The sequence below is a fragment of the Limnohabitans sp. Rim8 genome, assembly GCF_943326455.1.
Classification (GTDB): Bacteria; Pseudomonadota; Gammaproteobacteria; order Burkholderiales; family Burkholderiaceae_C; genus Limnohabitans_A.
Genome location: NZ_CALPTI020000005.1, coordinates 91,535 through 115,213, shown reverse-complemented (window position 1 = coordinate 115,213; position 23,679 = coordinate 91,535). Strand labels below are relative to the sequence as shown.

At 54.6% G+C, this 23,679-nt stretch carries 25 protein-coding genes and 2 tRNA genes; 20 read left to right on the top strand and 7 right to left on the bottom strand.

Features of this window, described 5'->3' with window-relative positions:
- The first annotated feature begins 333 nt into the window (after positions 1 to 333).
- From lpxK to Q1M54_RS05275, 13 genes are all read left to right on the top strand, one after another.
- Positions 334 to 1,326, top strand: coding sequence for a tetraacyldisaccharide 4'-kinase (gene lpxK, locus Q1M54_RS05335; protein ID WP_300554873.1), 993 nt, complete (start codon positions 334 to 336; stop codon positions 1,324 to 1,326).
- A gap of 23 nt (positions 1,327 to 1,349) precedes the next feature.
- Positions 1,350 to 1,556: a Trm112 family protein gene (locus Q1M54_RS05330; protein ID WP_300554870.1), complete on the top strand. Its 207-nt coding sequence runs from the start codon at positions 1,350 to 1,352 to the stop codon at positions 1,554 to 1,556.
- 9 nt (positions 1,557 to 1,565) lie between these two features.
- Positions 1,566 to 2,342, top strand: coding sequence for a 3-deoxy-manno-octulosonate cytidylyltransferase (kdsB, locus tag Q1M54_RS05325; protein ID WP_300554867.1), 777 nt, complete (start codon positions 1,566 to 1,568; stop codon positions 2,340 to 2,342).
- 140 nt (positions 2,343 to 2,482) lie between these two features.
- On the top strand, positions 2,483 to 3,139 hold the full coding sequence (gene adk, locus Q1M54_RS05320) for an adenylate kinase (RefSeq protein WP_300554864.1): 657 nt from the start codon (positions 2,483 to 2,485) through the stop codon (positions 3,137 to 3,139).
- 194 nt (positions 3,140 to 3,333) lie between these two features.
- Positions 3,334 to 4,005 carry a transcriptional repressor LexA gene (gene lexA / locus Q1M54_RS05315; protein ID WP_300554862.1) on the top strand — a complete coding sequence of 224 codons (672 nt, stop codon included), beginning with the start codon at positions 3,334 to 3,336 and terminating at the stop codon, positions 4,003 to 4,005.
- 502 nt (positions 4,006 to 4,507) lie between these two features.
- A complete protein-coding gene (locus tag Q1M54_RS05310) occupies positions 4,508 to 5,515 on the top strand; it encodes a D-2-hydroxyacid dehydrogenase family protein (RefSeq protein ID WP_300554859.1) in 1,008 nt (335 codons plus the stop codon).
- Positions 5,516 to 5,624: 109 nt separating this feature from the next.
- Positions 5,625 to 7,145, top strand: coding sequence for a 3-hydroxyacyl-CoA dehydrogenase (locus Q1M54_RS05305; protein ID WP_300554856.1), 1,521 nt, complete (start codon positions 5,625 to 5,627; stop codon positions 7,143 to 7,145).
- A 92-nt stretch (positions 7,146 to 7,237) separates the two neighbouring features.
- Positions 7,238 to 8,017 carry an oxepin-CoA hydrolase, alternative type gene (locus tag Q1M54_RS05300; protein ID WP_300554853.1) on the top strand — a complete coding sequence of 260 codons (780 nt, stop codon included), beginning with the start codon at positions 7,238 to 7,240 and terminating at the stop codon, positions 8,015 to 8,017.
- Positions 8,018 to 8,074: 57 nt separating this feature from the next.
- Positions 8,075 to 8,794, top strand: a complete 720-nt coding sequence (locus tag Q1M54_RS05295) for a Crp/Fnr family transcriptional regulator (RefSeq protein WP_026039823.1) — start codon at positions 8,075 to 8,077, stop codon at positions 8,792 to 8,794.
- A gap of 64 nt (positions 8,795 to 8,858) precedes the next feature.
- The gene (locus tag Q1M54_RS05290) at positions 8,859 to 9,944 is read left to right on the top strand and encodes a phosphotransferase (RefSeq protein ID WP_300554845.1); all 1,086 of its coding nucleotides are present in this window, start codon (positions 8,859 to 8,861) and stop codon (positions 9,942 to 9,944) included.
- Between the two features lie 44 nt (positions 9,945 to 9,988).
- Complete coding sequence (locus Q1M54_RS05285) at positions 9,989 to 11,248, top strand: acyl-CoA dehydrogenase family protein (RefSeq protein ID WP_300554842.1); 1,260 nt, start codon at positions 9,989 to 9,991, stop codon at positions 11,246 to 11,248.
- Between the two features lie 120 nt (positions 11,249 to 11,368).
- Positions 11,369 to 11,445: transfer RNA gene (locus tag Q1M54_RS05280), tRNA-Pro, on the top strand.
- 78 nt (positions 11,446 to 11,523) lie between these two features.
- Positions 11,524 to 11,600 (top strand) — tRNA-Arg (locus Q1M54_RS05275).
- A 60-nt stretch (positions 11,601 to 11,660) separates the two neighbouring features.
- Here Q1M54_RS05275 and fliS read toward each other — a convergent pair.
- From fliS to flhA, 7 genes are all read right to left on the bottom strand, one after another.
- On the bottom strand, positions 11,661 to 12,083 hold the full coding sequence (fliS, locus tag Q1M54_RS05270; RefSeq protein WP_300554839.1) for a flagellar export chaperone FliS: 423 nt from the start codon (positions 12,081 to 12,083) through the stop codon (positions 11,661 to 11,663).
- A gap of 137 nt (positions 12,084 to 12,220) precedes the next feature.
- On the bottom strand, positions 12,221 to 12,817 hold the full coding sequence (locus Q1M54_RS05265; RefSeq protein WP_300554837.1) for a hypothetical protein: 597 nt from the start codon (positions 12,815 to 12,817) through the stop codon (positions 12,221 to 12,223).
- A 4-nt stretch (positions 12,818 to 12,821) separates the two neighbouring features.
- On the bottom strand, positions 12,822 to 13,298 hold the full coding sequence (locus Q1M54_RS05260; protein WP_300554834.1) for a hypothetical protein: 477 nt from the start codon (positions 13,296 to 13,298) through the stop codon (positions 12,822 to 12,824).
- A 92-nt stretch (positions 13,299 to 13,390) separates the two neighbouring features.
- Entirely contained in the window at positions 13,391 to 14,101 is a 711-nt protein-coding gene (fliA, locus tag Q1M54_RS05255) for an RNA polymerase sigma factor FliA (protein ID WP_300554831.1), read from the bottom strand.
- 2 nt (positions 14,102 to 14,103) lie between these two features.
- Positions 14,104 to 14,928: a MinD/ParA family protein gene (locus tag Q1M54_RS05250; RefSeq protein WP_300554828.1), complete on the bottom strand. Its 825-nt coding sequence runs from the start codon at positions 14,926 to 14,928 to the stop codon at positions 14,104 to 14,106.
- Positions 14,929 to 14,939: 11 nt separating this feature from the next.
- Positions 14,940 to 16,442, bottom strand: a complete 1,503-nt coding sequence (locus Q1M54_RS05245) for a hypothetical protein (protein ID WP_300554825.1) — start codon at positions 16,440 to 16,442, stop codon at positions 14,940 to 14,942.
- Between the two features lie 6 nt (positions 16,443 to 16,448).
- Positions 16,449 to 18,566: a flagellar biosynthesis protein FlhA gene (gene flhA / locus Q1M54_RS05240; RefSeq protein ID WP_300554823.1), complete on the bottom strand. Its 2,118-nt coding sequence runs from the start codon at positions 18,564 to 18,566 to the stop codon at positions 16,449 to 16,451.
- A 222-nt stretch (positions 18,567 to 18,788) separates the two neighbouring features.
- On the opposite strand from flhA, the gene Q1M54_RS05235 reads away from it, so the two are divergent.
- The 7 genes from Q1M54_RS05235 to fliQ are packed head-to-tail and all read left to right on the top strand — an operon-like array spanning position 18,789 to position 23,668.
- Positions 18,789 to 20,339: a flagellar hook-length control protein FliK gene (locus tag Q1M54_RS05235; protein ID WP_300554820.1), complete on the top strand. Its 1,551-nt coding sequence runs from the start codon at positions 18,789 to 18,791 to the stop codon at positions 20,337 to 20,339.
- 23 nt (positions 20,340 to 20,362) lie between these two features.
- Complete coding sequence (locus Q1M54_RS05230; protein ID WP_300554817.1) at positions 20,363 to 20,944, top strand: flagellar basal body-associated FliL family protein; 582 nt, start codon at positions 20,363 to 20,365, stop codon at positions 20,942 to 20,944.
- A gap of 30 nt (positions 20,945 to 20,974) precedes the next feature.
- Positions 20,975 to 21,973 (top strand): flagellar motor switch protein FliM, encoded by a 999-nt coding sequence (gene fliM / locus Q1M54_RS05225; RefSeq protein ID WP_300554814.1) that lies wholly within the window; start codon positions 20,975 to 20,977, stop codon positions 21,971 to 21,973.
- 21 nt (positions 21,974 to 21,994) lie between these two features.
- Positions 21,995 to 22,306, top strand: a complete 312-nt coding sequence (gene fliN / locus Q1M54_RS05220) for a flagellar motor switch protein FliN (RefSeq protein ID WP_300554812.1) — start codon at positions 21,995 to 21,997, stop codon at positions 22,304 to 22,306.
- 19 nt (positions 22,307 to 22,325) lie between these two features.
- Complete coding sequence (gene fliO / locus Q1M54_RS05215; RefSeq protein ID WP_300554809.1) at positions 22,326 to 22,637, top strand: flagellar biosynthetic protein FliO; 312 nt, start codon at positions 22,326 to 22,328, stop codon at positions 22,635 to 22,637.
- Positions 22,634 to 23,386: a flagellar type III secretion system pore protein FliP gene (gene fliP, locus Q1M54_RS05210; RefSeq protein WP_300554806.1), complete on the top strand. Its 753-nt coding sequence runs from the start codon at positions 22,634 to 22,636 to the stop codon at positions 23,384 to 23,386. The genes fliO and fliP overlap by 4 nt, the downstream gene beginning before the upstream one ends.
- Positions 23,387 to 23,398: 12 nt before the next feature.
- Positions 23,399 to 23,668, top strand: coding sequence for a flagellar biosynthesis protein FliQ (gene fliQ / locus Q1M54_RS05205; protein ID WP_300554803.1), 270 nt, complete (start codon positions 23,399 to 23,401; stop codon positions 23,666 to 23,668).
- Positions 23,669 to 23,679: the final 11 nt, after the last annotated feature.

Sequence of the window (23,679 nt, the reverse complement as noted above, 5' to 3'; positions counted from 1 at the left end):
TAGATGGGTTTGAACAGATTTTTAAAAGTTGTCTCAAAAAATTCATGCAAGTCATTGATTTAATAAATAATTTTAATTTTATCGGTTTGAATTTCACCCTCCAGCGCTGTACCTGAGTACTCAAAACTGCACACTTGAAAAAAGTTTTTCACAAAGTTATCCACAGCGGGGCGGTGTCCATCGAATCATGGGTGTTTTCATCCACGCTGCAGTCATGGGTTCACGGATAATCCAGTCCAACATGTCCGTTACTCCTCTCGCCACTTCATCCCAGATGGATCATCTTGTCCTGAGATTTTCACACTTTGTGGATCAAAACGCGCCGGGGAGGCTGTGTTGTTGAACTCTTGGTTGCTCCTGCACTTGCCTAAGGTGTGGCAGTCGCGCAATGGGTTTGCCCGTTTGCTCGTGCCTTTGTCGGTTTTTTACGCCGTTTTGATTTCAATCCGTCAAGGCTTGTACCGCCGCGGCTGGTTTCAAAGTGTCCGTTTGCCGGTGCCAGTGGTGGTGGTGGGCAATGTGGTGGCCGGTGGCGCAGGAAAAACCCCTTTGACCATGGCCATGGTTCAGCACCTTTTGGCCCAAGGTTGGCACCCCGGCGTGGTATCGCGGGGCCACGGCCGACAAACGCAGGAAACGCGCGCTGTATTCCCAAACAGCACAGCCGCAGAAGTGGGCGATGAACCCCTGCTGATCCACCAAAAGACGGGCGTGCCTGTTTGGGTCGGCCCCAAGCGCGCCGATGTCGGTCTGGCTTTGCTTCAAGCACACCCGGAAACCGACATCTTGATCTGCGACGATGGTTTGCAACATTGGGCTTTGGCCCGAGACCTTGAAGTTTGTGTGATGGACGAGCGCGGGATTGGCAACGGTTGGTTGCTGCCTGCGGGCCCCTTGAGAGAGGCCTGGCCCCGAAAAGTTGACCTGTTGCTGCACACAGGCATCAACGAATTGGGGGGTGGATTTCAAGCCCAAAGACAGCTGGCGGACTGGGCGGTGGATGGCCACGGGCAACAGGTGGCGCTGGACAGCCTGAAGGGCCAAGCCGTTGATGCCTTGGCCGGATTGGCCAGACCCGAGGGGTTTTTCAATTTGCTGCGCGACAAGGGTTTGACCCTGCACCAAACCACCCCGCTGCCGGACCACTTTGACTTTGCCGCATGGTCAAAAGCCCCCTTGCAACATCCCTTGCTTTGCACCGAAAAAGACGCTGCCAAGCTTTGGCGACACCAGCCGTTGGCCTTGGCTGTCCCTTTGGAGTTGACACCAGAGCGCGCCTTTTGGTCAGCGCTTGACCAGTTGGTGGGGGCTCTTCCAAAGCGCTGAGACGCGCCCGTTATCATTGCACCATGGATATCAAATTGCTTGAATTGCTGGTTTGCCCAGTCACCAAAGGCCCGCTCAATTTTGACCTCGAGCGTCAGGAATTGCTTTCGCGCAGTGCCCGCTTGGCCTATCCGGTTCGTCAAGGCATACCGATCTTGCTCGAAAACGAAGCGCGCACTTTGAGCGACGAAGAAATCGACAAATTGGCCGCCCTGCGCCCACCGCTTTGAGGCATCAGCATGCAAAAAAGCCCAACAACGTCGCCCTTCACAGTGGTGATTCCGGCTCGCATGGCTTCGAGTCGCCTGCCCAACAAACCGTTGGCCGACATTGCGGGCTTGCCCATGGTGGTTCGGGTCGCGCAACGCGCTGCCCAATCACAAGCCAAACAAGTGGTGGTGGCTGCTGACGATGCACGCATCGTGCAGGCCTGCCAGTTGCACGGGGTGACTGCTTTGTTGACACGCCAAGACCACTTGAGCGGCAGCGACCGATTGGCCGAGGCCTGTCAACTGCTGGGGCTGGGTTCAGACGATGTGGTGGTCAATGTGCAAGGCGATGAACCATTGATCCGCCCAGAACTGATCGACGAAGTCGCCTTTTTGCTGACGCAACGCCCTGAGGCAAGCATGAGCACAGCGGCTCACACCATCGGTTCGCTGCAAGAATTCATGAACCCGAATGTGGTCAAGTTGGTGATGGACGCCCGCCAGATGGCGCTTTATTTCAGCCGAGCACCGATTCCCTGGTGGCGAGATGGCAGCTCCGACGGTTCAATGCAAACTTTGCCCCACCCTGCCCCTTTGAGGCACATCGGGATCTACGCTTATCGGTCAGGCTTTTTGTCACTTTTCCCAAATTTGCTGCCTGCACCCTTGGAAACCATGGAGTCCCTGGAACAGCTCCGCGCTCTGTGGCACGGCCACGGCATTGCGGTTCATTTGACCGATCAAGCCCCCGGCCCCGGTGTCGATACGCCAGAAGATCTCGAGCGCGTCAGGCAACTGCTGAGCTGATGGGCGGGTGTTTTTGCAAGCCCAGAACCCGAAGCGGCTCGTAAGCAAGCTTTGAGGATTGCGTGATATTCTTAAAAAGAGATAGATCTGGTCTTTTGGCCGGACCGACCAAAATAACCACAAACGACAAGGACCTCCCCATGAGACTGATTCTGTTGGGTGCACCCGGCGCCGGCAAAGGCACACAAGCCACATTCATTTGCCAGAAGTTCAACATCCCTCAAATTTCCACCGGTGACATGCTACGGGCTGCGGTCAAAGCGGGAACGCCATTGGGCTTGGAAGCCAAATCCGTGATGGAATCCGGTGGTTTGGTCAGCGACGACCTGATCATCAACTTGGTGAAAGAACGCATCGCGCAAAGCGACTGCGCCAACGGTTTTTTGTTTGACGGTTTTCCCCGCACCATTCCACAGGCCGATGCCATGAAAGCCGCCGGCGTGAAGCTGGACTATGTGCTTGAAATTGATGTGCCTTTTGACGCCATCATTGAACGCATGAGCGGCCGACGCTCACACCCAGCATCTGGCCGCACTTACCATGTCAAGTTCAACCCGCCCAAAGTGGCTGGCATGGACGATGTGACGGGTGAACCTCTGGTTCAACGTGCGGATGACCAAGAAGAGACGGTCAAAAAACGCTTGGATGTTTACAGCGCCCAGACCCGCCCTTTGGTGGACTATTACGCCACTTGGGCACGAAGCGACACAGGCATCGCGCCCAAATACCGTGCCATCAGCGGCACCGGCAGTGTGGAAGACATCACCGCTCGTGTTTTCGGGGCGCTGGCGGCCTGAACCGACTTGCACGATATGCGATATGCGGCAACTGCCGCAGCACCCTGTCTTCAAAGCCCCGTTCAGGGGCTTTGGTGTTTTGTGCCGCCTGTCGACTCTCAATGGAAATTTTTTGTTGAAAGTGCTTGCATTCATCAAAAAGCTGGTTAAAAATACAGTCACTGGATGAAAAAACAGCTATTCAAGGAAACACCATGACTGACAGCCCCAAACTGACCGCACGGCAACAAGAAATACTGGAACTCATCCAGAACACCATTGCCAATACCGGCGCACCTCCTACGCGTGCGGAAATCTCCAACATTCTGGGTTTCAAGTCAGCCAATGCAGCCGAAGAACACCTCAAGGCCTTGGCCAGAAAAGGTGCGATTGAACTGGTCAGCGGCACTTCTCGCGGTATTCGTCTCAAAGGCAGCAACCGCAGCAGTCAACGGGCCAACAGCGACCTTTTCAGCCTGAGTTTGCCCGGGTTGGGCCAACTTTGTCTGCCTTTGGTGGGCCGGGTTGCAGCGGGTTCGCCCATCTTGGCCCAAGAGCACGTTGACCGTTCTTACCAAATCGAGAGCAGCTTGTTTTCGACCCAACCCGACTACCTGCTTCGAGTACGCGGCATGTCCATGCGCGATGCCGGCATCATGGACGGTGATCTTTTGGCGGTCAAATCCACCAAAGAAGTTCGCAGCGGTCAAATTGTGGTTGCCCGGTTGGGCGATGAAGTCACCGTCAAACGCCTCAACAAAACCGCCAGTGGCATTGAGCTTCTCCCTGAAAACCCCGACTACCCCACGATCCATGTTCACCCGGGTGAACCCTTTGACATCGAGGGCTTGGCAGTGGGCTTGATCCGGAACAGCGCCTTGATGTAAAGATTTTGTCTTGCGTACAGGTGGCGGGCGCTGTTGATCAGCCCTGAACGCGAAGACTCTCTTGTGAAATCCTGTCTGTGTCCAACCTCCATGCTTTTGAAAGGTTTCACATGGGAATCGCTCTGCTTGCTCTTTCTGGTTTTTTCAAGGCTTTCTCTGGTTTTAAGCACCCAAAATCGTCACCCAAGCCCCGGTCATCGGGGCGTCTTCACCCCAGTTGGGCCACGAGAACAGCCAGTTGCCCCACATCAGTCACCCAAGTCACGCCATCTGTGCCCAAAACCCCATGCCTCAAGGTATTGAGGGTCCGTGAATCCGGTGATGGACCACAAACCTCAGGGCGAATGGTGATCTCTGGCCGCATGGCCGACGTCTGCGCCGAACTGGATCGGCTGGCAGCACTCGAAATGCGTCAATTAAGCCATTGATTCACAAGACAATGGCAGCGCCATTGTCTTGTCAGCCGTTCAAATCCCTTGATTCACAAGGCACAATGTCGGGCATGAACATTGTGATCCTTGACGACTACCAAGATGTCGTCCGCAAACTTGAGTGCGCCTCCAAACTCGAGAACTATTCCGCCAAGGTCTACACCAACACGATCAAGGGCATCGGACAACTGTCTGTCAGGCTAAAAGACGCTGATGTGATTGTTCTGATTCGCGAGCGAACCGCTCTGAACAAGGCCTTGATCGAGAAGTTGCCCCGCCTCAAATTGATTGCACAGACGGGTCGTGTGGGTGGTCACATTGACTTGGCCGCCTGTACCGAGCGGGGCGTGGCCGTGGCAGAGGGCGTTGGCTCACCCGTTGCACCGGCTGAGTTGACATGGGCTTTGATCATGGCTGCTGCCCGCAGGCTGCCTCAGTACATCAGCAACCTGAAACATGGCGCTTGGCAACAATCAGGTCTTAAGTCCAGCGCCATGCCGACCAACTTTGGCATGGGTACAGTTTTGAAAGGCAAAACACTGGGCATCTGGGGTTACGGAAAAATTGGCCAAATGGTGGCCGGCTATGGACGTGCTTTCGGCATGAATGTCCAAGTCTGGGGCAGTGATGAATCTCGAATTCGCGCCGTCAAAGACGGTTTGACCGCTGCCAGCAGCAGAGAATCATTTTTTGAAAGTGCAGATGTTTTGTCCCTTCACTTGCGCTTGAACGAGGTGACCACAGGCATCGTGACTGCCGAGGACTTGGGCCGAATGAAACCCACGGCGCTCTTGGTTAACACCTCACGCGCTGAACTGATTGAACCCCATGCACTGATTGGTGGCTTGAACCGCGGTCGTCCTGGCTTGGCAGCGATCGATGTTTTTGAGTCAGAACCTATTTTGCAGGGATCGGCCCTTCTCAGGCTGGAGAACTGCATCTGCACACCGCACATTGGTTACGTTGAGAAAGACAGCTATGAGCTTTACTTTGGCACGGCTTTTGACAATGTCGTGAACTACATCAAAGGCACGCCCACCAACATTGTCAACCCGGGTGCTTTGCAAGTTCGTCGCTGAAAGCGGCTTCATAATTGGCTGTTATTGAATTTTTGACTGATTCTTCAGCCTGTCCACCCCCAGTACACAAGAACGACCCAGATCAGGGCTCTCGGCCCTGCTACACAAAATGACCGTTTCATTTCAAAAAGTCGCCGTGATCGGCGCAGGGGCCATGGGCCGGGGCATTGCCCAAATTGCAGCACAAGCGGGTAGCTTGGTTTGGCTGTACGACACCCAACCCGAAGCGATTGCCAAAGCCCGCGACGCAGTTTTTCTGCAGTGGGACAAGCTGCAAGAAAAGGGGCGTCTGTCGGCCGAAGCCGTGGCGGGCCACAAAAGCCGTCTCTTGGGTGCCAGCAGCTTGCAAGATTTGGCCGAATGTGACTTGGTGGTCGAAGCCATTGTCGAAAAGCTTGAGATCAAGAAAAGTCTGTTCACCGATCTGGAAAAAGTGCTGACGCCCGCGGCAGTCTTGGTGACGAACACTTCATCGCTGTCGGTCACAGCCATTGCTGCGGCTTTGCAACGCCCAGCACAATTTGCGGGTTACCACTTCTTCAATCCCGTGCCGCTCATGAAAGTGGTTGAGGTGATTGCAGGCCTCAAAACCGATCCGGCTGTGTGCGAGCGCCTGACCGAGTTTGCCCGCCAAATGGGCCACACGCCCGTGCAGGCTCAAGATACTCCCGGCTTCATCGTCAACCACGCAGGCAGAGGTTACGGCACTGAGGCGCTTCGCATTGTCAGCGAAGGTGTGGCCGATTTCGCCACCATCGACCGCATCTTGCGCGACCAGGTGGGGTTCAAACTCGGCCCCTTCGAACTGTTTGATTTGACGGCGCTAGATGTCTCGCACCATGTGATTGAAGCGATCTATCACCAGTATTACGAAGAACCTCGCTACCGCCCCAATGTCATCACCGCCCAACGCTTGGCCGGTGGCGTGGTCGGTAAAAAAGTGGGCGAAGGCTTTTACAAATACGTGGATGGTGCCGCGCAAGTGCCCGCCGAACCACCGGTGCCTGTGATAGAGGATATGCCTCCGGTCTGGGTCTCTCCCCGTGCTGCACGCCGCATGGAATTGCTGCAGATCTTGAAAAACCTCGGCGCAAAAATCGAAACCGGTGCCTCGCCCTCCCCAGAGGCCCTCACGATCGTCGCACCTTTGGGCTTTGACATCACCACCGTGGCCGTGGTGGAGCGCCTGGATCCGGCCCGCACCGTGGGCATTGACATGTTGTTTGACGATGGCGCGACCAAGCGCCGCGTGCTGGCCACCAACCCCGCTACCCGTGCCGATATGCGCGACGCCGCCCATGCTTTGTTCGCTCGCGACGGCAAAGCGGTCTCCGTGATCCGCGACAGCGGTGGCTTTGTGACTCAGCGCGTTGTGGCAACCATTGTCAACATCGCGTCCGACATCTGTCAGCAACGCATCTGCAGCCCGCAAGACTTGGAAACCGCCGTCACGCTGGGCCTGGCTTACCCCATGGGTCCACTGGCCATGGGCAACCGCTTGGGGCCTGACAGCATCCTTGAAGTCTTGTTCAACCTCCAAACTGTTTATGGAGACCCACGCTATCGCCCCAGCCCTTGGTTGCGCCGCCGTGGGGCGATTGGGCTGTCCTTAATGCACACAGAAGACTGATAACTTTGCGGGACAGATCTTTAGCTCTGTCCTAATCTGATGACTTTGCGGGACAGATCTTTAGCTCTGTCCCGAACTGATTAAGAAACAAGATGACCGCCCAATTGCTCAGCACCAGCGAAGGCCAGACACTGATCCTGACCCTCAGCAACCCCGAGTTTCGCAACGCCCTCGGCCCAGAGATGTATGCCGCAGGCGTCGAAGCCCTGAGCGTGGCCGAATCCAGCGCCGATGTGCGCAGCGTTGTGATCACGGGTGCCAATGGCGTTTTCAGTGCAGGCGGCAATTTGCAGCGCCTGCAAAACAACCGGCAGTTGCCGCCCGAGCACCAAGCACAAAGCATAGAAGGCCTGCACAACTGGATAGAAGCCATTCGCACCTTCCCCAAGCCCGTGATCGCGGCTGTTGAAGGGCCTGCTGCGGGTGCAGGTTTTTCTTTGGCGCTGGCTTGCGACATGATCGTGGCCGACCGCAACAGCGTGTTTGTGATGGCCTACAGCTCGATTGCCTTGTCGCCCGATGGTGGTGGCAGTTGGAGCTTGTCTCGCGCCATGCCGAGGCAGTTGGCCACTGAGTTGCTGATGTGCGGTGAACGCATCGGGGCCGAGCGCCTGCAACAACTGGGCGTGGTCAACCGTTTGGCCGATGCGGGCCAAGCCATGCAGCAGGCTTTGGACCTGTGCCAGCACATCAATGCGCGCGCGCCCAATGCCCTGGCCAGCATCAAAGAATTGATGTCGGATGCGGATGGAAGCAGTTTGAATGCCCAGCTGGCACGCGAGCGCGACCACTTTGTCAAAAATCTGCACCATGCCAATGCCGGCATCGGCATTTCTGCTTTTTTAAACAAGCAAAAACCTCAATACAACTGAGTCGACTGGTCCCCCAGGCGACAAAAATTCGATCACCAGTCACTCAAAGGACAGAGCATGGACGAACCGATTCTGACAATGGAGGAAAGAGAAGCGATCAACAATGGTCGTTGGTTCTCCACCCTTTCTCCCTCACTTCGTCACGACATACTTCGATGCGCTTACGTCAAACGCCACAAAGACGGCGACATGCTGGCAGCACGCGGCGATCCACCCGAGCAGTGGTTTGCCTGTGCCAAGGGCGCAGTGCGCGTGAGTTCAACATCGGTGTCGGGCAAACAGATCACACTGACCTATGTGGAGCCGGGCATCTGGTTTGGCGATGTGTCGATCTTCGACGGAGACCGGCGCACACACGACTGTTATGCACACGGAGACACCACCACCTTGAACGTGGCCAAGGCCGACTTCAAGAAGATCCTGTCGCAGCACGTGGAGTTTTACGATGCCATGCTTCGTTTGCATGCACGTCGCATTCGCCAACTCTACGGCTTGGTCGAGGACCTCAACACCCTGCCCTTGCGGGCCCGGCTGGCCAAACAGCTCAACCATCTGTTACGCAGCTACGGCGTGCCGAGTTTGTCAGACGCCAAGGCGATCCGCATCAGCTTGCAGTTGGCCCAGGAAGAGCTCGCACAGTTGTTGGGTGCATCGCGCCAACGCGTCAACCAAGAACTCAAGCAGATGGAGCGCGAACAAATCATCCGCATCGAGCCCGGTGGCTTGGTGGTGCTGGACCGCGACGCACTCCTGCTGATCGTGAATGCGGACCACTGATCCAGTCAGACCATTCAAAATTTCCGCTCCCAACAGCGGCAACAGACTTAGAACGGGTCAACCCATGAGTGATTTTGACCATTTTGTGGGGACCCGGCCTGTCACGGGTTCTCACGCCTTTGATATCCCTGCCTTAGAGGCTTGGCTCAGCGCAAAACTCCCCGGCTTTACGGGCCCCTTGAGCGTGGAAATGTTCAAGGGTGGTCAGTCCAATCCCACCTACAAGCTCATCACCCCATCGCGCCAATACGTGATGCGGGCCAAGCCCGGCCCGGTGGCCAAGCTGCTGCCCTCGGCTCACGCCATCGAGCGCGAATTTGCTGTCATGCAGGGCCTTCATGGCACCGATGTGCCAGTGGCCCAGATGCATGTGCTGTGCGACGACGAGTCCATCATTGGCCGTGCGTTTTATGTCATGGATTTTGTGCCCGGCCGTGTGCTCTGGGACCAATCACTGCCGGGCATGACGCCCTCTGAGCGTGGTGCGATTTACGACGAGATGAACCGCGTGCTGGCGGCGCTGCACAAGGTTGATGTGGCCAAACAAGGCTTGGCCAGCTACGGCAAACCTGGCAACTACATTGAGCGCCAGATTGGCCGCTGGAGTAAGCAATACGCAGCGTCCATCACTCAGCCCATTCCCGAGATGGATCAGCTGATTGAATGGTTGCCGAAAAACATTCCTGACAGTGCCAAAGACGAATCTTTGGTGGGCATTGTGCACGGTGACTACCGGCTCGATAACCTGATGTTCCACCCCACTGAAGCCCGCGTTCTGGCCGTGCTTGACTGGGAGCTGTCCACATTGGGTCACCCTTTGGCCGATTTCAGTTACCACTGCATGGCTTGGCACATCAGACCGGGCACTTTCCGAGGGATTGGCGGGCTCGACTTGGCCGGACTGGGCATTCCGTCTGAGGCCGAATACATTCGCCGCTACTGTGAGCGCACCGGATTCACAACGCCCGAGGCATTGGCGAAAGACTGGAACTTCTACCTGGCCTACAACATGTTCCGAATTGCGGCCATCTTGCAGGGTATTGCCAAACGCGTCGAAGACGGTACCGCTTCCAGCGAGCAAGCCAAAACCTCAGGTGCAGGCGCACGGCCCATGGCCGAATTGGCTTGGCGATTTGCCTGCCAAGCCTGATTTCTTTTTACAAAACCGCAACCCCAACCCTCAGGAGAGAGACCATGGATTTCCAGTACACCCCCAAGGTCAAAGACATGCAAGCGCGCTTGCTGGCCTTCATGGACGAACACATCTACCCCAACGAAGCCCGCTTCTTTGCTGAAATCGCCGAGAACCGTGCCAAAGGCAATGCCTGGGTGCCTACCAAAATCGTCGAGGAACTCAAACCCAAAGCCTTGGCCGCTGGTTTGTGGAACCTGTTTTTGCCCAAATCGACCCGCGCCCCTCAGGGACTGTCTAATTTGGAATACGCGCCGCTGTGTGAAATCATGGGCCGTGTGCCGTTTGCCGCAGAAGTGTTCAACTGTTCAGCGCCAGACACTGGCAACATGGAAACGCTGGAGCGTTACGCCAGCGAATCGCTGAAAGACGAGTGGCTCGAACCCCTGCTGCGCGGCGAGATCCGCTCAGCCTTTTTGATGACAGAACCCGATGTGGCCTCTTCTGATGCCACCAACATCGAGTGCGAAATTCGCCGTGAGGGCAACGAATACGTGATCAATGGTCGCAAATGGTGGTCGTCCGGTGCGGGCGACCCACGTTGCGCGGTGTACATTGTGATGGGCAAAACCAACCCCGATGCTGGCCGTCACGAGCAGCAGTCCATGATTGTGGTGCCCGCCAACAGCAAAGGCATTACTGTCGTGCGCGCTTTGTCGGTGTTTGGTTACGACGATGCGCCGCACGGCCACATGGAGGTCTTGCTCAAGAACGTCCGCGTACCTGCCGAGAACATCTTGCTCGGCGAAGGTCGTGGCTTTGAAATTGCGCAGGGTCGCCTGGGGCCAGGCCGGATCCACCACTGCATGCGCACCATCGGCATTGCCGAGCGCGCCTTGGAGTTGATGTGCAAACGCCTGAATGAACGCGTGGCATTTGGCCGCGAAGTGGCTCGTCAGACCGTGTGGCAAGAGCGCATCGCGGAGTCGCGTTGCATGATCGAGCAGGCCCGCCTGCTGACCCTCAAGGCCGCTTACATGATGGACACCGTAGGTAACAAAGTTGCCAAGGCCGAGATTGCCATGATCAAGATCGTGGCGCCCAACATGGCCTGCCAGATCATCGACTGGGCCATTCAGGCCCACGGTGGGGGTGGTGTGTCACAAGACTTCCCTCTGGCCTATGCCTACGCTCATCAGCGCACTTTGCGCTTGGCCGATGGCCCAGACGAGGTGCACCGCAACTCGCTGGCCAAGCTGGAACTGGCCAAGCAGTTGGCGGTTCCCGGCGACATGGGCATGCCCATCACCCGAGGCAGTTGAAGCATGTAGGCCCACCTTGTGATGGCCGCTAACCTGTTAGAGGCCTGTTGCAAGGCGGGGTCTAGATTTTTGCGACGAAGGTCACGAAAAACCTGCGTTTGGGGGTTAGAATATCGAAGTCGGAGCGTAGCGCAGCCTGGTAGCGCATCTGCTTTGGGAGCAGAGGGTCGCGAGTTCGAATCCCGCCGCTCCGACCATTTATTCAATGCCCAACCAGCGCATTGACACCGTTGATTCAACAATAAAGGCCCACTCTAGGGCCTTTTGTGTTTTAACTGCCCGTAGCTCAGTTGGATAGAGCAACAGCCTTCTAAGCTGTGGGTCACAGGTTCGATCCCTGTCGGGCAGACCAATTCTTCTTGCACATAAAAAAAGCCCCATCAAGGGGCTTTCGTTACGCGGCATGTTGACATCAGTTGGCGTAGCTTCTGACGGGCTGGGTTTGACTCAACAAACTGGGCAAAGTTTGCCAAGCCTGAGCGATATCTTGTATCAAGCTTTGAACTTCTTCCAGAACCGACAAATCGTTGTAAGCGTTGACGTGAAACAACCTGCGGGTGACATAAGCGTAAAGCTCATTGAGGTTTTGAGCCAATTCACCACCACGCTCAAAATCGAGCGCGCCTTGCAAGCCCACCACGATTCGACCAGCCCGCGACAAGGCCTTGGATTTTTCCTCTATGGCATTGTTCTGAATATGGCCCTTTGCAGACGCGAGACTCTCTGTCAAACCATCAAACAACATTTGAATGAGTTGGATGTTGTCTGCAGTGGCGACCCCAGTGACCACTTGAACAGAGCCGTAGCTTTCAGCAAATTTGGAATAAGCACGCATGGAAAAAACCCTTAACAACTTCAGTACTAAGAGAATCGACCCGGCAGGAAGAAACTTGAGCGGAAAATTGTGGGGTAAAGGAGCCTGCGAAGAACCATTTTCAATGGTTCCTGCAACCAAGACTCAAACAGTCGTCGTCAGACTGTGCCCGTGGCATCAGCCTTGAGCCCTGAATCATCGGGCATGAGCCACTCTGACAAAGGACTGGAGATGTCCAGCTGAGCTTTGGAATAAAGATAATGACCCGCCTCATCCAAAGCATTTCTCAGGGGACCCCAATTGGCCTCGGGCGTTTGAGCGGCTTGTACACCACACTGGTAAATGGCGCTGGCTTGGGCGGGCGGAATCCACGACTCAACAGTGCCGGCCGATGTTGTGATTTGACGTGTGTTTTTAGGCTCGCCTGCCATGCCGCGCTGACTGTCTTTAAAACCTTCTCTGTACAAGGCTTCGACATGTTTGGACAAAACCACTTGGTATGGACCCTGCAGATCAAACAAGGCAAGAGGGTCTAAGCTTGTGTCTGAACGTCCTGTCATGGAGTCCCAAAGTTTTTTAGATGAAAGTCCCAAAAATGGCAATGGAGTAAGAGGCGCCGTGCTTTGTTGTTGGACGTTAGAAAGGACTTGACGCGTCTCTTTTTCGATGGTGTTGACCCTGTCAATCAGGTAAATCACCAAAACCAAGATGACCAATAAACCAATGGCCATGAGTGCGTTCATCAAAGCGTCCATGGCGTCAGCGAACGTCTACCTCGGGATCTGTCGGTGAACTCAGCGAGCCTTCTTCTCCCGACTCCAGTGCTTCTTGCGATGCCAATTCTTCCCTCAAAAAGGCCATCACCTGAAAGGGTTCTTTGAGACGCAGATCGTAGTAACTGATCTGGTTGGCCAAGGCCTGCATGGCCTCAATGGCTTTGTCTGCTGTCAATTCCATTTTTTGGTAACGCGCACCGAGTCCAAAAGCCTCTACAGCGTGTTCTTCGGGCAAGTACACGTAAATATCGGCTTCGCCAGCGCGTATTTTTTGAAATTTTGAAGGCAGTGGCAAATCGGGAGCGGGTTTACCGTCCATCAAAGCCAAATTGGCCTGCTCTTGCCAACGGGCGGTTTGTTCGGCGCCCGCAATGAAGGTTTTATCCAAATGCGCCCGGCAAAGCATGCCCATTCGCATGCGCACAATCCGTGCATCGTGCGTGTCGGACTTCAGACTCACAACTTTTTCATATGCTGCAACCGCCCGCTTCATTTCTTCAGCGGGATTGTTTTTGTTAAAAAAACCGAGCATATTAATTGATATTTTTAAATCTATGAGATTTGCAGATTTTGCCGTAATTTCTTAACAACCGCAGAAAGAATTTGACTTATTCTGGATTCACTGACCCCCAGAACTTCACCGATTTCCTTGAGGTTCAATTCCTCAACGTAATAAAGTGACATCACCAAGCGCTCCCGCTCGGGTAATTGGTCAATGGCCAGAACCACCGCCTCCATGAACTCAGCTTCTTCGACCATGACCTCTGGTTGCATGGATGAGTCCGCTGGCATGCTCATGACCTCATCCGTCACCACTTCCATGGAAAAGGTTTCAAAGCGCTTGGCTTGTCCGCGTTCCCGGTGAAACTCTTCGATGTCTTTGCCCATGAACAAAGCCAATTCGGACTGAGAAGGTGCACGTCCCAGCTCTGCCGCCAACACGTGTACCGCTTCGTTTTCACTTTTGTTGAAAGCCACTGCCGATCTGGGCAAAAAAGACTGACGTCTGACTTCGTCCAAAATAGCGCCACGGACCCTGCTCAGGGCAAAGTGCTCAAATTCAAAACCCTTGGTGGGGTCAAACGAGCGTGCCGCCTCAATCAGGCCCACCATGCCTACCTGAACCAGCTCATCGAGCTCCATGAAGGGTGGGAGTCGGGCTTTCAAATGAACCGCCACCCGCTTGACCATGGCCATGTGGTCCAAGATCAGGGACTCATGGCGATTTTCGGCCTGTTGGTAATGAGAAATGGTATGGGCCACTGTCACCCCCTTGGCTGCGAGACGCGCAGGATGCGTTCGGAGAAAAACTGCATCCGTCCGGACGGGCCATCCGCGGGTGGCAGGGCGTCAATGGCCTCGGCCAATCCCCGGAAATCACGTGAAGCGGCACAGCCCGGCGCAAATTCCATCACTGAAGTGTATTTACGGAGTGATTGCAACACCATTTCATCGGCCTCAATCGATTGCAGAAATTTGACCGACACACCCAGAAACCGGTTGCACACGTCATTCAGACGTCTGTGCAATTGGCGTCCTTCCTGGACACCAGAGACCATGTTGGGGATCAGGTAAATTTCATCGAGGGATTGCTCTGTGGCCATCACCTTGATCAAACCATAGGCGTCTGCAATGGACGAGGGCTGGTTGCACACCACCACAAATCGGCGCTGGCATGCCGCCATGAATTCCAAAACAGCTGGCGCGATACCGGCCGCCACATCCACCACCAAATAATCAACAGGCTCTTGCAGGCTGTCAAAAGCACGGACCATGTTGGCGATTTGGATCGAATCCAGTGCGGCGATGTCGCGCAAACCTGAAGCACCTGGCACCAAACGAACGCCCTGCTTGGTGGTCACAATGACTTCTTCCAGTGACTTTTCGCCCGTCAAAACATGGCTGATGTTGAAAGGCGCATGAGCACCCAATGCAATCTGCGCATTGGCCATTCCCAAGTCACCATCCATCAACATCACTTTGTGACCACGCATGCACAAGGCCACGGCCATGTTGATGGCAACGGTGGTTTTGCCTGCCCCACCCTTGCCACTTGCGACGCCAATCACTTGAGGAAACTTGAAATCCATGTTGCCGCTTCCTATGCTGATGGTGTTGGATTGGATCGGATACGTGATCGAGCCGAGAGACCTGAGCCCATCAGCGTAGGGATTTCAATATCATCGGAAACCACTGGTTTGGCTTTGACCTTGGCCTTCACTTTGGGCTTGCCATCCAAAACGGCGACCTCTTCACTGGTTGGAGCAGTATAAGCCGCAGGAACAACCGTTTTTTTGCGCGTCACAGCACGTTTAGGCGTGTCCGCTAAAACCGCTGGAACAGACTCAGTCATCGGGTTCACACCCAACATCGGAGCAATGGGTGACAACGCCAAGGCCACCAATTGTGAGGGCTCAAAACACTGCGCTGGTATAGAAATTCGACTGTCTCCCGCCACCGAGGAGACGGGCAGATTGTTTTCAGTCAAACCTTGCAACAAAGCCCATGGGTGAGCTGCTTCGTCCATCTTACTCAGCATCAATGAAGTCCACGATGTCACGGATTTTTGTAAGATTTTATGCACGCTGCTCACTGTCGCATCAACGGGTAAAACAGCATGGCGAAACACTTGCGGGCAATTCAACTGCAAGAGTGCGGCTTGTGTTCCGAAATCTGCTCCGCAAGTATCGATCCACACTGTTTTGCCCTGCAAATCCTCCAACAATGTATTGAGCATGGCGGCGTCTGCCACACGGAAGCAGTCAACGCCCGATTGCGAAGCCAACAACTGCATCTGAGCCCAAGCACCGGGACGGTGGTCAGCAAAGCTCACCATGGCCTGTTTTTCTGGGCCAGCCCTTTGGGCCGAGGCCAAAGCCAGACGACCCACCATGGATGTTTTGCCAGATCCGGAAGGTCCACACAAAGCGTGTGCTACCGCAGGCTGCAACTCATAATCCGGACGTTTTAAAGAGGTGGTCAATAGCCGCTGCATGACCACCATGGCCTCATCCTTGCTGTCCAAGGTCTGAATGCTGTCGGTCAACAGCGCCCTCAATGCAGCGGGAACGCCCGCTTCATTCATGGCCAAGAGTATGGTCTGAATTTCTGGCGAGAGTCTCAAGCCATCTTGCCAAGGCTGCATTTGACGCGACAAAGTGAACTCTTTGCGCAATGACGCCATCTCTTGCCGCAACATGTCCACAATCTCCAAACTTCTCTGGCTCTCGTGGGCGCTGTTCAAGCGTTCGCCATTTGTGACAGGTGGCAAGGCTGACACAGCCGTTGAGCTTGTCTGATTTGTTTTGAGTTCTGGCAACCCGTCTTCCGATACACCGATCTCCTGCTCCAAATTGACTTCGTCGAGCAATTGGGAAAACGGCACAAAGGGCATCTGAGCTTTGGATGTCGATGAAGATTCAGTGGTCGGCAAAGACGGGACGGCATCAGGCGACACCGCAGGATCGACATCGGTGGCGACGATCAACTCGATTTGATTGTCCAACCGTTGGCTCGAAATGATGAGAACGTCACTGCCATACAACTGAATGGCTTTTTCGTTGGCCGAACGGCTGTCACGAGCCAAAATGCGTTTGAGTTCCATGGTCTATCAAGCCTTGTTCGCTGAGGGGTTGTTTCTAGGGTCGGCGTGCACGGTGTTGATCACCTTGACGGGCTGGTCATCTGGGATTTCGCTGTAGGACAGCACCGTCAAATCGCTCACCCGATAACGCACGGCCTTGGACATCCAAGGACGTATGGCCGGCGAAACCACCAAAACGGCAGGCAGGCCCTGCTCCTCGGTGGTTCGTGTGCTGTCGCGCAATGCGGCAAACAGGCTTTCTGCCAAAGCCGGCTCCAACACCATGCCTGCAGAACCGTTGTTCTGCTGCAAGACATTGTGCAAAAGTTGCTCTAATTGCGGATCCAATGTCAAGACAGACAGGGTATCCCGACTCTCCAACAGGCCTTGCACAATCATCCGGCCCATCTTTGGGCGAATCAGTTGCGCCAATTGATCTGGATCTTGCGTGCGACCGCAGACCTCGGTCAAAGCCTCCACCACGCTGCGCATGTCACGGATAGGGACAGACTCTTGCAAAAGGTTTTGTAAAGTCCTGGTCACTACGCCCAATGAGAGCTTTCCCGGCACCAGTTCTTCGACCAATTTGGGAGATTTCAGGGCCAATTTATCGAGCAATTTTTGCGCCTCATCATGGCTGAGCAATTCGGAAGCGTTTTCTCTCAAAACTTTGTTCATGTGCGTGGCAATGGCGGTACTGGGGTCAACAACGGTGTACCCCAGTGCACGGGCCTGATCCCGCCATGCAGGCTCAATCCAGACGGCCTCTAAACCGAACGCGGGCTCTTTGGTCGCTTGCCCCTCCACCTTGCCGTAAACTTTGCCAGGGTTGATGGCCAACTCTCGGCCGACTTTGACCTCGCCCCGGCCACGCACCACACCGTTGAGAACGATGTGATAAGCATCGGGCTCCAGGTTCAGTGCATCCCGAATGCGCACGGGCTGAACCAAGAAACCTAACTCAGCCGAGAGTTTTTTGCGCACACCCTTCACACGGGTCATCAACTGCCCGCCCGACTCCACGTTGACCAGCGGAATCAGACCGTAGCCGATTTCTAGACCGATCAAATCGACCTGCTCCACATCGTCCCAATCGAGCTCTTTAGGCGCCGTATTGAGCGCTGCAGGTGGCGCAGCTACCCCCTGCTCCAACAGTATTTGCTTGCGCATCACCATGAAGCCAACGCCAGCGGTGGCCGCTGCCAAGGTCAAAAAAACCATGTGCGGCATGCCCGGAACCAAGCCCATCACCATCAAAATACCAGAGGAGATGAACAAGGCGGGAACGTTGGACAGTTGAGTGCTGGCCTGTTCAGTCATCGACTCGGATGTGGTCACCCGCGTCACAATGATCGCCGTGGCCAAGGACATGAACAAGGCTGGAATTTGAGCCACCAGGCCATCGCCAATGGTCAGCAACACATAGATACGGCTTGCTTCACCCACAGGCAGATCATGCTGGCCGATACCAATCGCCAAGCCGCCCACAATGTTGATGATCAAAATCAACAAGCCGGCCAAAGCATCACCGCTCACAAACTTTGAAGCACCATCCATGGAGCCAAAAAAGTCGGATTCCTGCGCCAATTCTTCTCTGCGTTTTTTGGCGGTTTCTTGATCGATGACGCCTGCGTTCAAGTCCGCATCGATCGACATTTGCTTGCCTGGCATCGCATCCAAGGTGAATCGGGCGTTGACCTCTGAGACCCGACCAGCGCCTTTTGTCACCACGAAAAAGTTAACAATCATCAAGATCACGAAGATGATGAAACCCACGACATAGTTGCCGCCGATCACAAACTCACCGAAAGCGGCAATCACTTTTCCGGCTGACTCTGGACCTTCATGACCGCTGACCAACACCACTCGAGTGGACGCCACGTTCAAAGCCAAACGCAGCATCGTGGCAAACAACAAAACGGAGGGAAAGGATGAAAACTCCAAAGGCTTTCGCGTTCCAATGGCAATCATGATGACGACCAAGCCAATCATGATGTTGAACGTGAACAAAATGTCCAGCAGCAACGGCGGCAAAGGCACCACCAACATGGCCATGATCAACAAGACCAAAGCCGGCAAGCCCAAGCCTGCCAATTGAAAGCTGGAAAGGTTCTGCCGAATCGCTGACAGGCTCAAAGTGTTCATGAAGTGATGGAATCAAACAAGGCGAAAAGGTGTGGGTTTTTCAACACCTTCAAGCAAGTCGCGTGCCACATTGCCCTGCCTTGATCACAGACTTTTGACATGCTGCCCACAAAACTGGTGCGCAAATTGCTGTGTCTGTAACGAAGGCGTTCAGCGGCAATGCATTGCCGCTACCCAGAAAGTACAAAACCACCCTTACCTACCCGTTGAAGTGTGAATCCCATGATCCTGACACCCATTGAAATTTCTACGCCCTCGCAAAGAAGCAGCACGCTCGAAAACAACCCGAGTGGCCCCGAACAATCTTCCAAAAATAGTACCCATGAATTCGGTTTTGTCATGAACACGCTTCAAAATCGTCAATCCGGCACCGAACCAACAAGCTCGACCGAAGAGTCTGTCACGCCCTATCTGACCACCTCGGATACTTTGACTGAACAGGCCCTGACCGACATGCTGAACCTGACGCCATCGACGGGCCATGCAGGTGAGGCCATGCTGCTGACAGCCACCCATCTCGGGCCACATTTGCAAGTCATCACGCCACAAACGGCCGCACCAGAAGGCCAAAGTTTGGAGGTTTTCGCACGCTCCCAAGGCCTCGATGAGGCGGCTCTGCAGTGGTTGATGCGCACATCCATGACCACCATGACCACGAGCACTGGCTCTGCAGATTTGGCTGCTGCTGGCACTGCTGGAATCATGGGTGACGTCCCAGCTGGCGTCGCAACGGGTGTCGTATCTGGCGTCGCAACTGGCGTCATATCTGGCGCACCAGCCGGCATGGCTAACCCCTTGTCTGGAGACCTGACAGGATCCAACAAGGCCATCAGTACCCAAGAGTTGCTGTCCTCCTTATCACCACAGTTGAGGACCGATACAGGATCAATCCCGAGTCAGAACCTGAGCGCGGTACAAAGCACTGCCAATGAAATAAATTCTTTAGAAATAAATTTTCCAGAAGAAGTTGCTCAAATAACACACACCCAATTGAAGCTTCACCCCTCGGTGGAACAGCTGACTGCTTCATCGGCATTGGCAGCTGGTGTGACCAGCGCTTCAGATTGGCTGTTGGGCAACACCCTCGCGGTCAATGGGATCAAAACAAATGGCTTCATCAAAACAGATTCATCCTCCACAACTTTGGACTTGGGTGCGCTTGTACAAGCAGACATGCAAGGGACTCTGGAATTAATGGCCATGGACAGTTTTGCTTCAGGCCAAGAGTCAAACCCTCAAGGACAAGGCAGCCATAACGGCAGAGCAGACTCCAACCCTGCCCCTCGCACCGAAGCCATAACCAACCCGTCAAGCTTGACCGAGCAAGACAGCGCCCAAAGACGCGAAAACATCAGCACCCTGGCCGAGAAAATGGGCCAAGCCGTGGGACAACGGATTTTGTCCGAGCTTGAACGTGGGCAATGGCACCTCAAACTGTCACTTCGTCCGGCCACACTGGGCCATATTGAAGTAGAAATGCGCATGCGCAGTGGTGAAATGGATGCCGTATTCACCGCGCCACAGGCCTTGACCCGCGAACTACTGAATGAAGGTATGTCCAAACTCAAAGACACCCTGAATCAAATGGGCATGGATGTTGCTTCACTCAAAGTAGACGATGGGCAAAGCCGTCAACGTGGCGGAGAGTCGACACCTGAACGGCAAGCCCAACTCAAGGACAATGCACCCACCGAATCGGCGGATGCGCCAGTGTCACCAACCGTTGTATCCAAAAACAAAATGGGCACCGATGGCTGGGATGTGCTGGTGTAAGCAATATTCAAGAAGGAATCAACATGGCTGATGAAGAAATTGAAGTCGAAGGCAAAAAGAAATCTCCTCTCATCAAGATCATCGTGATTGCCTTGGTGGCCATCTTGTTGCTGGTAGGCACCGTGGTCGGCACCTTGTTTGTGACCGGGTTTTTTGACAAAAAAGACACCGTTGCAGCCGAAGAAGCCCTGAAAAACCTCGAAAGCGGTGCGGCCAACAAGGCAGGCGCCTCTGCTGCAGATGCGGCCCCACAAAAAGTGGCCAAAGAATCACCCGAGCTCCAGCGCTTTGAAAACAGCTACATGGAGCTGGAAAAGCCACTGGTTTCCAACCTGACCAATACCCGCAAGGTGATCCAGCTCAACCTGGCCATCATGACCCACTACGACGAACGGGTTTTCAAGAACGCCAAAAAACATGAGTTTGCTCTGCGCTCGGTGGCATTGGATGTCATGCGCCAAATGACTGAGGCCGACCTGGCCAAACCCGAATTTCGCAAAGATCTGGCAGCCAAAATCCGCGAAGAGATGAACGGTATTCTTCAGAAGTACGAAGACTTCGGCGGCATTGAAGAAGTCTATTTCACCAGCTTTGTGGTTCAGTGAACACCTAGAAGTTAAAGCAGTGCATTGACCATGTCTGATACCCAACCCCTGTTGTCCCCTGAAGAATTGGCCGCTTTGTCGGCGAGCCTCAGTGACGGCACACTGGACAGCCAACCCGGCTACAACGTGGATGTCCAAGTTCGCAAGCACGACTTGGCTGCCGAAGACAGCAGTTTGGGCGTGAACGTCGCCTCATTGGACATGATCAATGAGCGGTTCATTCGCATGTTCCGTTTGGGCATGCTGGAGGTGCTGCGCACCAGCCCCCGCATGAACCCCACCCGAACCCAAATGGTTCGCTTTGGGGACTATGTCAAAGAACTCAAAGCGCCCTTGTCAGTGAACATTGTTCGCATGAGCCCCTTCCGTGGCTATGCCATGGTGGTCATTGAACCGACTGTGGTGTTCAGTTCTCTGGACAGCTTTTTTGGTGGCTTCGGGCGTGGCGTAGGTCAACTGCCTGCGGGGCGACTATTTACCCCGACTGAAAGCCGCATCATCAAGATCATCTTGCAGGTTTTCTTTCGTTCTTACAAAGAAGCATGGGCACCGCTGACCCCTGTGGATTTTGAGCACGTCAGCTCAGAGATCAATCCCCAATTTGCACAAATCGTGGATGAAAACGATTTGGTGATTTTGTGCCGCTTTGAATCCGAAATCACTTCGCAAGGCTCCGGCTTTGTCGACATGGTCATTCCTTATGTGGCCCTTAAACCCGTGCGCGATCTGTTGCGCAGCCGCGTTCAAACCGGCGATGGCAACGAGGATTCAGACAAAGTCTGGCGTGAACAACTCACGGATGCCGTGCATGACGCCGAATTGGAAATACAAATCCTGCTGGGCAAACTCAGCGTTTCACTCAGCCAGCTTCAGTCCATGCAACCGGGTGACATCCTGCCCTTCAAAAAGTCCGACTTTGCCCGCGCCATGATCGAAGACATGCCGGTCTACGACGTCGAAATCGGTGCCATGGGCAGCCAAGTGGCCGTCAAAATTGTCAACGCCGTCAGCCCCAACACACCGGCCTGATCTCCATTTCAAGGACCTCCCATGAGCGAAATCACCGATCAAAACGAACCCCAGCTTGACGCCAGCGACAAGGGCCAGATACACACCGATGTCTTGCAAAACATACCGGTCACCTTGTCGATTGAAGTCGGGCGTGCACAGATCAAAATCAGAGATTTGATGCGATTGACACAAGGCAGCGTGGTCGAACTCGATCGCATTGCGGGTGAACCCCTGGATCTCTTGGTCAACAACACCGTCGTCGCTCAAGGCGAAGTGGTTTTGGTCAATGACCGCTATGGCATCCGTTTGACGCGGGTTGTTCCTGCCTCTGAGCGTTTAGACAACCTCTGATCTTGATCACCTGCCCAACATGAACACCGGATGGACATTTTTCGACTGGCTGCAATATGCACTCAGCTTCGCCTTGGTCATTGGTTTGCTGCTGGCCTTGCTTTGGACTTTGCGAAAAATGCAAAACGGCTCGACCATGTTGCGCAAAAAAAGCCAACGCATGCACACGGTTGAAACCCTTTCAGTAGGCCCTCGGCAAAAAATCTTGCTCATTCAAGTGGATGGTCAAGACGTGTTGGTGGGTGTGACAGCGCACCAAATGACCGCCCTTTCCCCTTGGCCTGGCTCCATGGCCATGCCAACTGACCTCTCCAAAGAAACCCCGCCATGAAGCGCCACCTCAGCCTTGGGCTGATCCTGACCTTGGTATTTGGTCTCTTGCCCATCCTGGCGCAAGCTGCACCCGAGCTGCCCGCCATCACCGCCACCAACACCGCTCGCGGCACGCAGTACAGCCTGACACTGCAGCTGTTGGCCTTGATGACGACCTTGTCGGTCTTGCCATCTTTGTTGTTGATGATGACCGCTTTTGTGCGCATCGTGATCGTGATGTCCTTGCTGCGCCAAGCCTTGGGCACCGGCCAAACGCCACCCAACATGGTCATCGTGGGCTTGTCCCTGTTCTTGACCCTGTTTGTCATGACCCCAGTATTGACCGAGGTCTACCAAACCGCTTTGCTGCCTTATATGAACCAAGGCTTGAGTTTTGACAAAGCACTGGCCGCCGCCGAAAAACCCATTCGGGCATTCATGCTGCTGCAAACCCGTGAAGACGACATCGCCATGTTCATGGAGATCGCACGAAACACCAATTTCACCAGTCCGCAAGATGTCCCTTTCACCACTTTGGTGCCGGCATTCCTGACCTCCGAACTCAAAAGCGCCTTCACCATTGGCTTTCTGATCTACATCCCCTTCGTGGTCATCGACCTCATCGTCGCCAGCGTGCTCATGTCCATGGGCATGATGATGTTGTCACCCATGATGATCTCCATGCCCTTCAAGCTGATGCTGTTTGTGCTGGTGGACGGCTGGAGCCTGATCATGGGATCGCTCGCTGGCAGCTTTGCCATGCCCTAATAGACAAACACCATGGACACCTCTACCGTCATCGATCTGAGCCGCCACGCCTTGTGGACCATTGCCTTGGTCAGTGCCCCACTCTTGCTGGTGGCCTTGGCCGTGGGCTTGATCATCGGCATCATCCAAGCAGCCACCTCCATCAACGAAATGACGCTGAGCTTCATCCCCAAACTCATTGCCGAGGCTGTGGCGTTGCTGTTGTTTGGCGGTTGGATGATCAACACGTTGGTCGATTTCACGCGCAATATTTTTCAGCGCATTCCAACTCTGTTCCTTTGATCCGCTCTAGG

Coding starts and splice junctions, on each gene's coding strand:
- Q1M54_RS05330 (WP_300554870.1), top strand. CDS start 1,350: ATGGATATCAAATTGCTTGAATTGCTGGTTTGCCCAGTCACCAAAGGC.
- kdsB (WP_300554867.1), top strand. CDS start 1,566: ATGCAAAAAAGCCCAACAACGTCGCCCTTCACAGTGGTGATTCCGGCT.
- adk (WP_300554864.1), top strand. CDS start 2,483: ATGAGACTGATTCTGTTGGGTGCACCCGGCGCCGGCAAAGGCACACAA.
- lexA (WP_300554862.1), top strand. CDS start 3,334: ATGACTGACAGCCCCAAACTGACCGCACGGCAACAAGAAATACTGGAA.
- Q1M54_RS05310 (WP_300554859.1), top strand. CDS start 4,508: ATGAACATTGTGATCCTTGACGACTACCAAGATGTCGTCCGCAAACTT.
- Q1M54_RS05305 (WP_300554856.1), top strand. CDS start 5,625: ATGACCGTTTCATTTCAAAAAGTCGCCGTGATCGGCGCAGGGGCCATG.
- Q1M54_RS05300 (WP_300554853.1), top strand. CDS start 7,238: ATGACCGCCCAATTGCTCAGCACCAGCGAAGGCCAGACACTGATCCTG.
- Q1M54_RS05295 (WP_026039823.1), top strand. CDS start 8,075: ATGGACGAACCGATTCTGACAATGGAGGAAAGAGAAGCGATCAACAAT.
- Q1M54_RS05290 (WP_300554845.1), top strand. CDS start 8,859: ATGAGTGATTTTGACCATTTTGTGGGGACCCGGCCTGTCACGGGTTCT.
- Q1M54_RS05285 (WP_300554842.1), top strand. CDS start 9,989: ATGGATTTCCAGTACACCCCCAAGGTCAAAGACATGCAAGCGCGCTTG.
- fliS (WP_300554839.1), bottom strand. CDS start 12,083: ATGCGTGCTTATTCCAAATTTGCTGAAAGCTACGGCTCTGTTCAAGTG.
- Q1M54_RS05265 (WP_300554837.1), bottom strand. CDS start 12,817: ATGGACGCTTTGATGAACGCACTCATGGCCATTGGTTTATTGGTCATC.
- Q1M54_RS05250 (WP_300554828.1), bottom strand. CDS start 14,928: ATGGATTTCAAGTTTCCTCAAGTGATTGGCGTCGCAAGTGGCAAGGGT.
- Q1M54_RS05245 (WP_300554825.1), bottom strand. CDS start 16,442: ATGGAACTCAAACGCATTTTGGCTCGTGACAGCCGTTCGGCCAACGAA.
- flhA (WP_300554823.1), bottom strand. CDS start 18,566: ATGAACACTTTGAGCCTGTCAGCGATTCGGCAGAACCTTTCCAGCTTT.
- Q1M54_RS05235 (WP_300554820.1), top strand. CDS start 18,789: ATGATCCTGACACCCATTGAAATTTCTACGCCCTCGCAAAGAAGCAGC.
- Q1M54_RS05230 (WP_300554817.1), top strand. CDS start 20,363: ATGGCTGATGAAGAAATTGAAGTCGAAGGCAAAAAGAAATCTCCTCTC.
- fliM (WP_300554814.1), top strand. CDS start 20,975: ATGTCTGATACCCAACCCCTGTTGTCCCCTGAAGAATTGGCCGCTTTG.
- fliN (WP_300554812.1), top strand. CDS start 21,995: ATGAGCGAAATCACCGATCAAAACGAACCCCAGCTTGACGCCAGCGAC.
- fliO (WP_300554809.1), top strand. CDS start 22,326: ATGAACACCGGATGGACATTTTTCGACTGGCTGCAATATGCACTCAGC.
- fliP (WP_300554806.1), top strand. CDS start 22,634: ATGAAGCGCCACCTCAGCCTTGGGCTGATCCTGACCTTGGTATTTGGT.
- fliQ (WP_300554803.1), top strand. CDS start 23,399: ATGGACACCTCTACCGTCATCGATCTGAGCCGCCACGCCTTGTGGACC.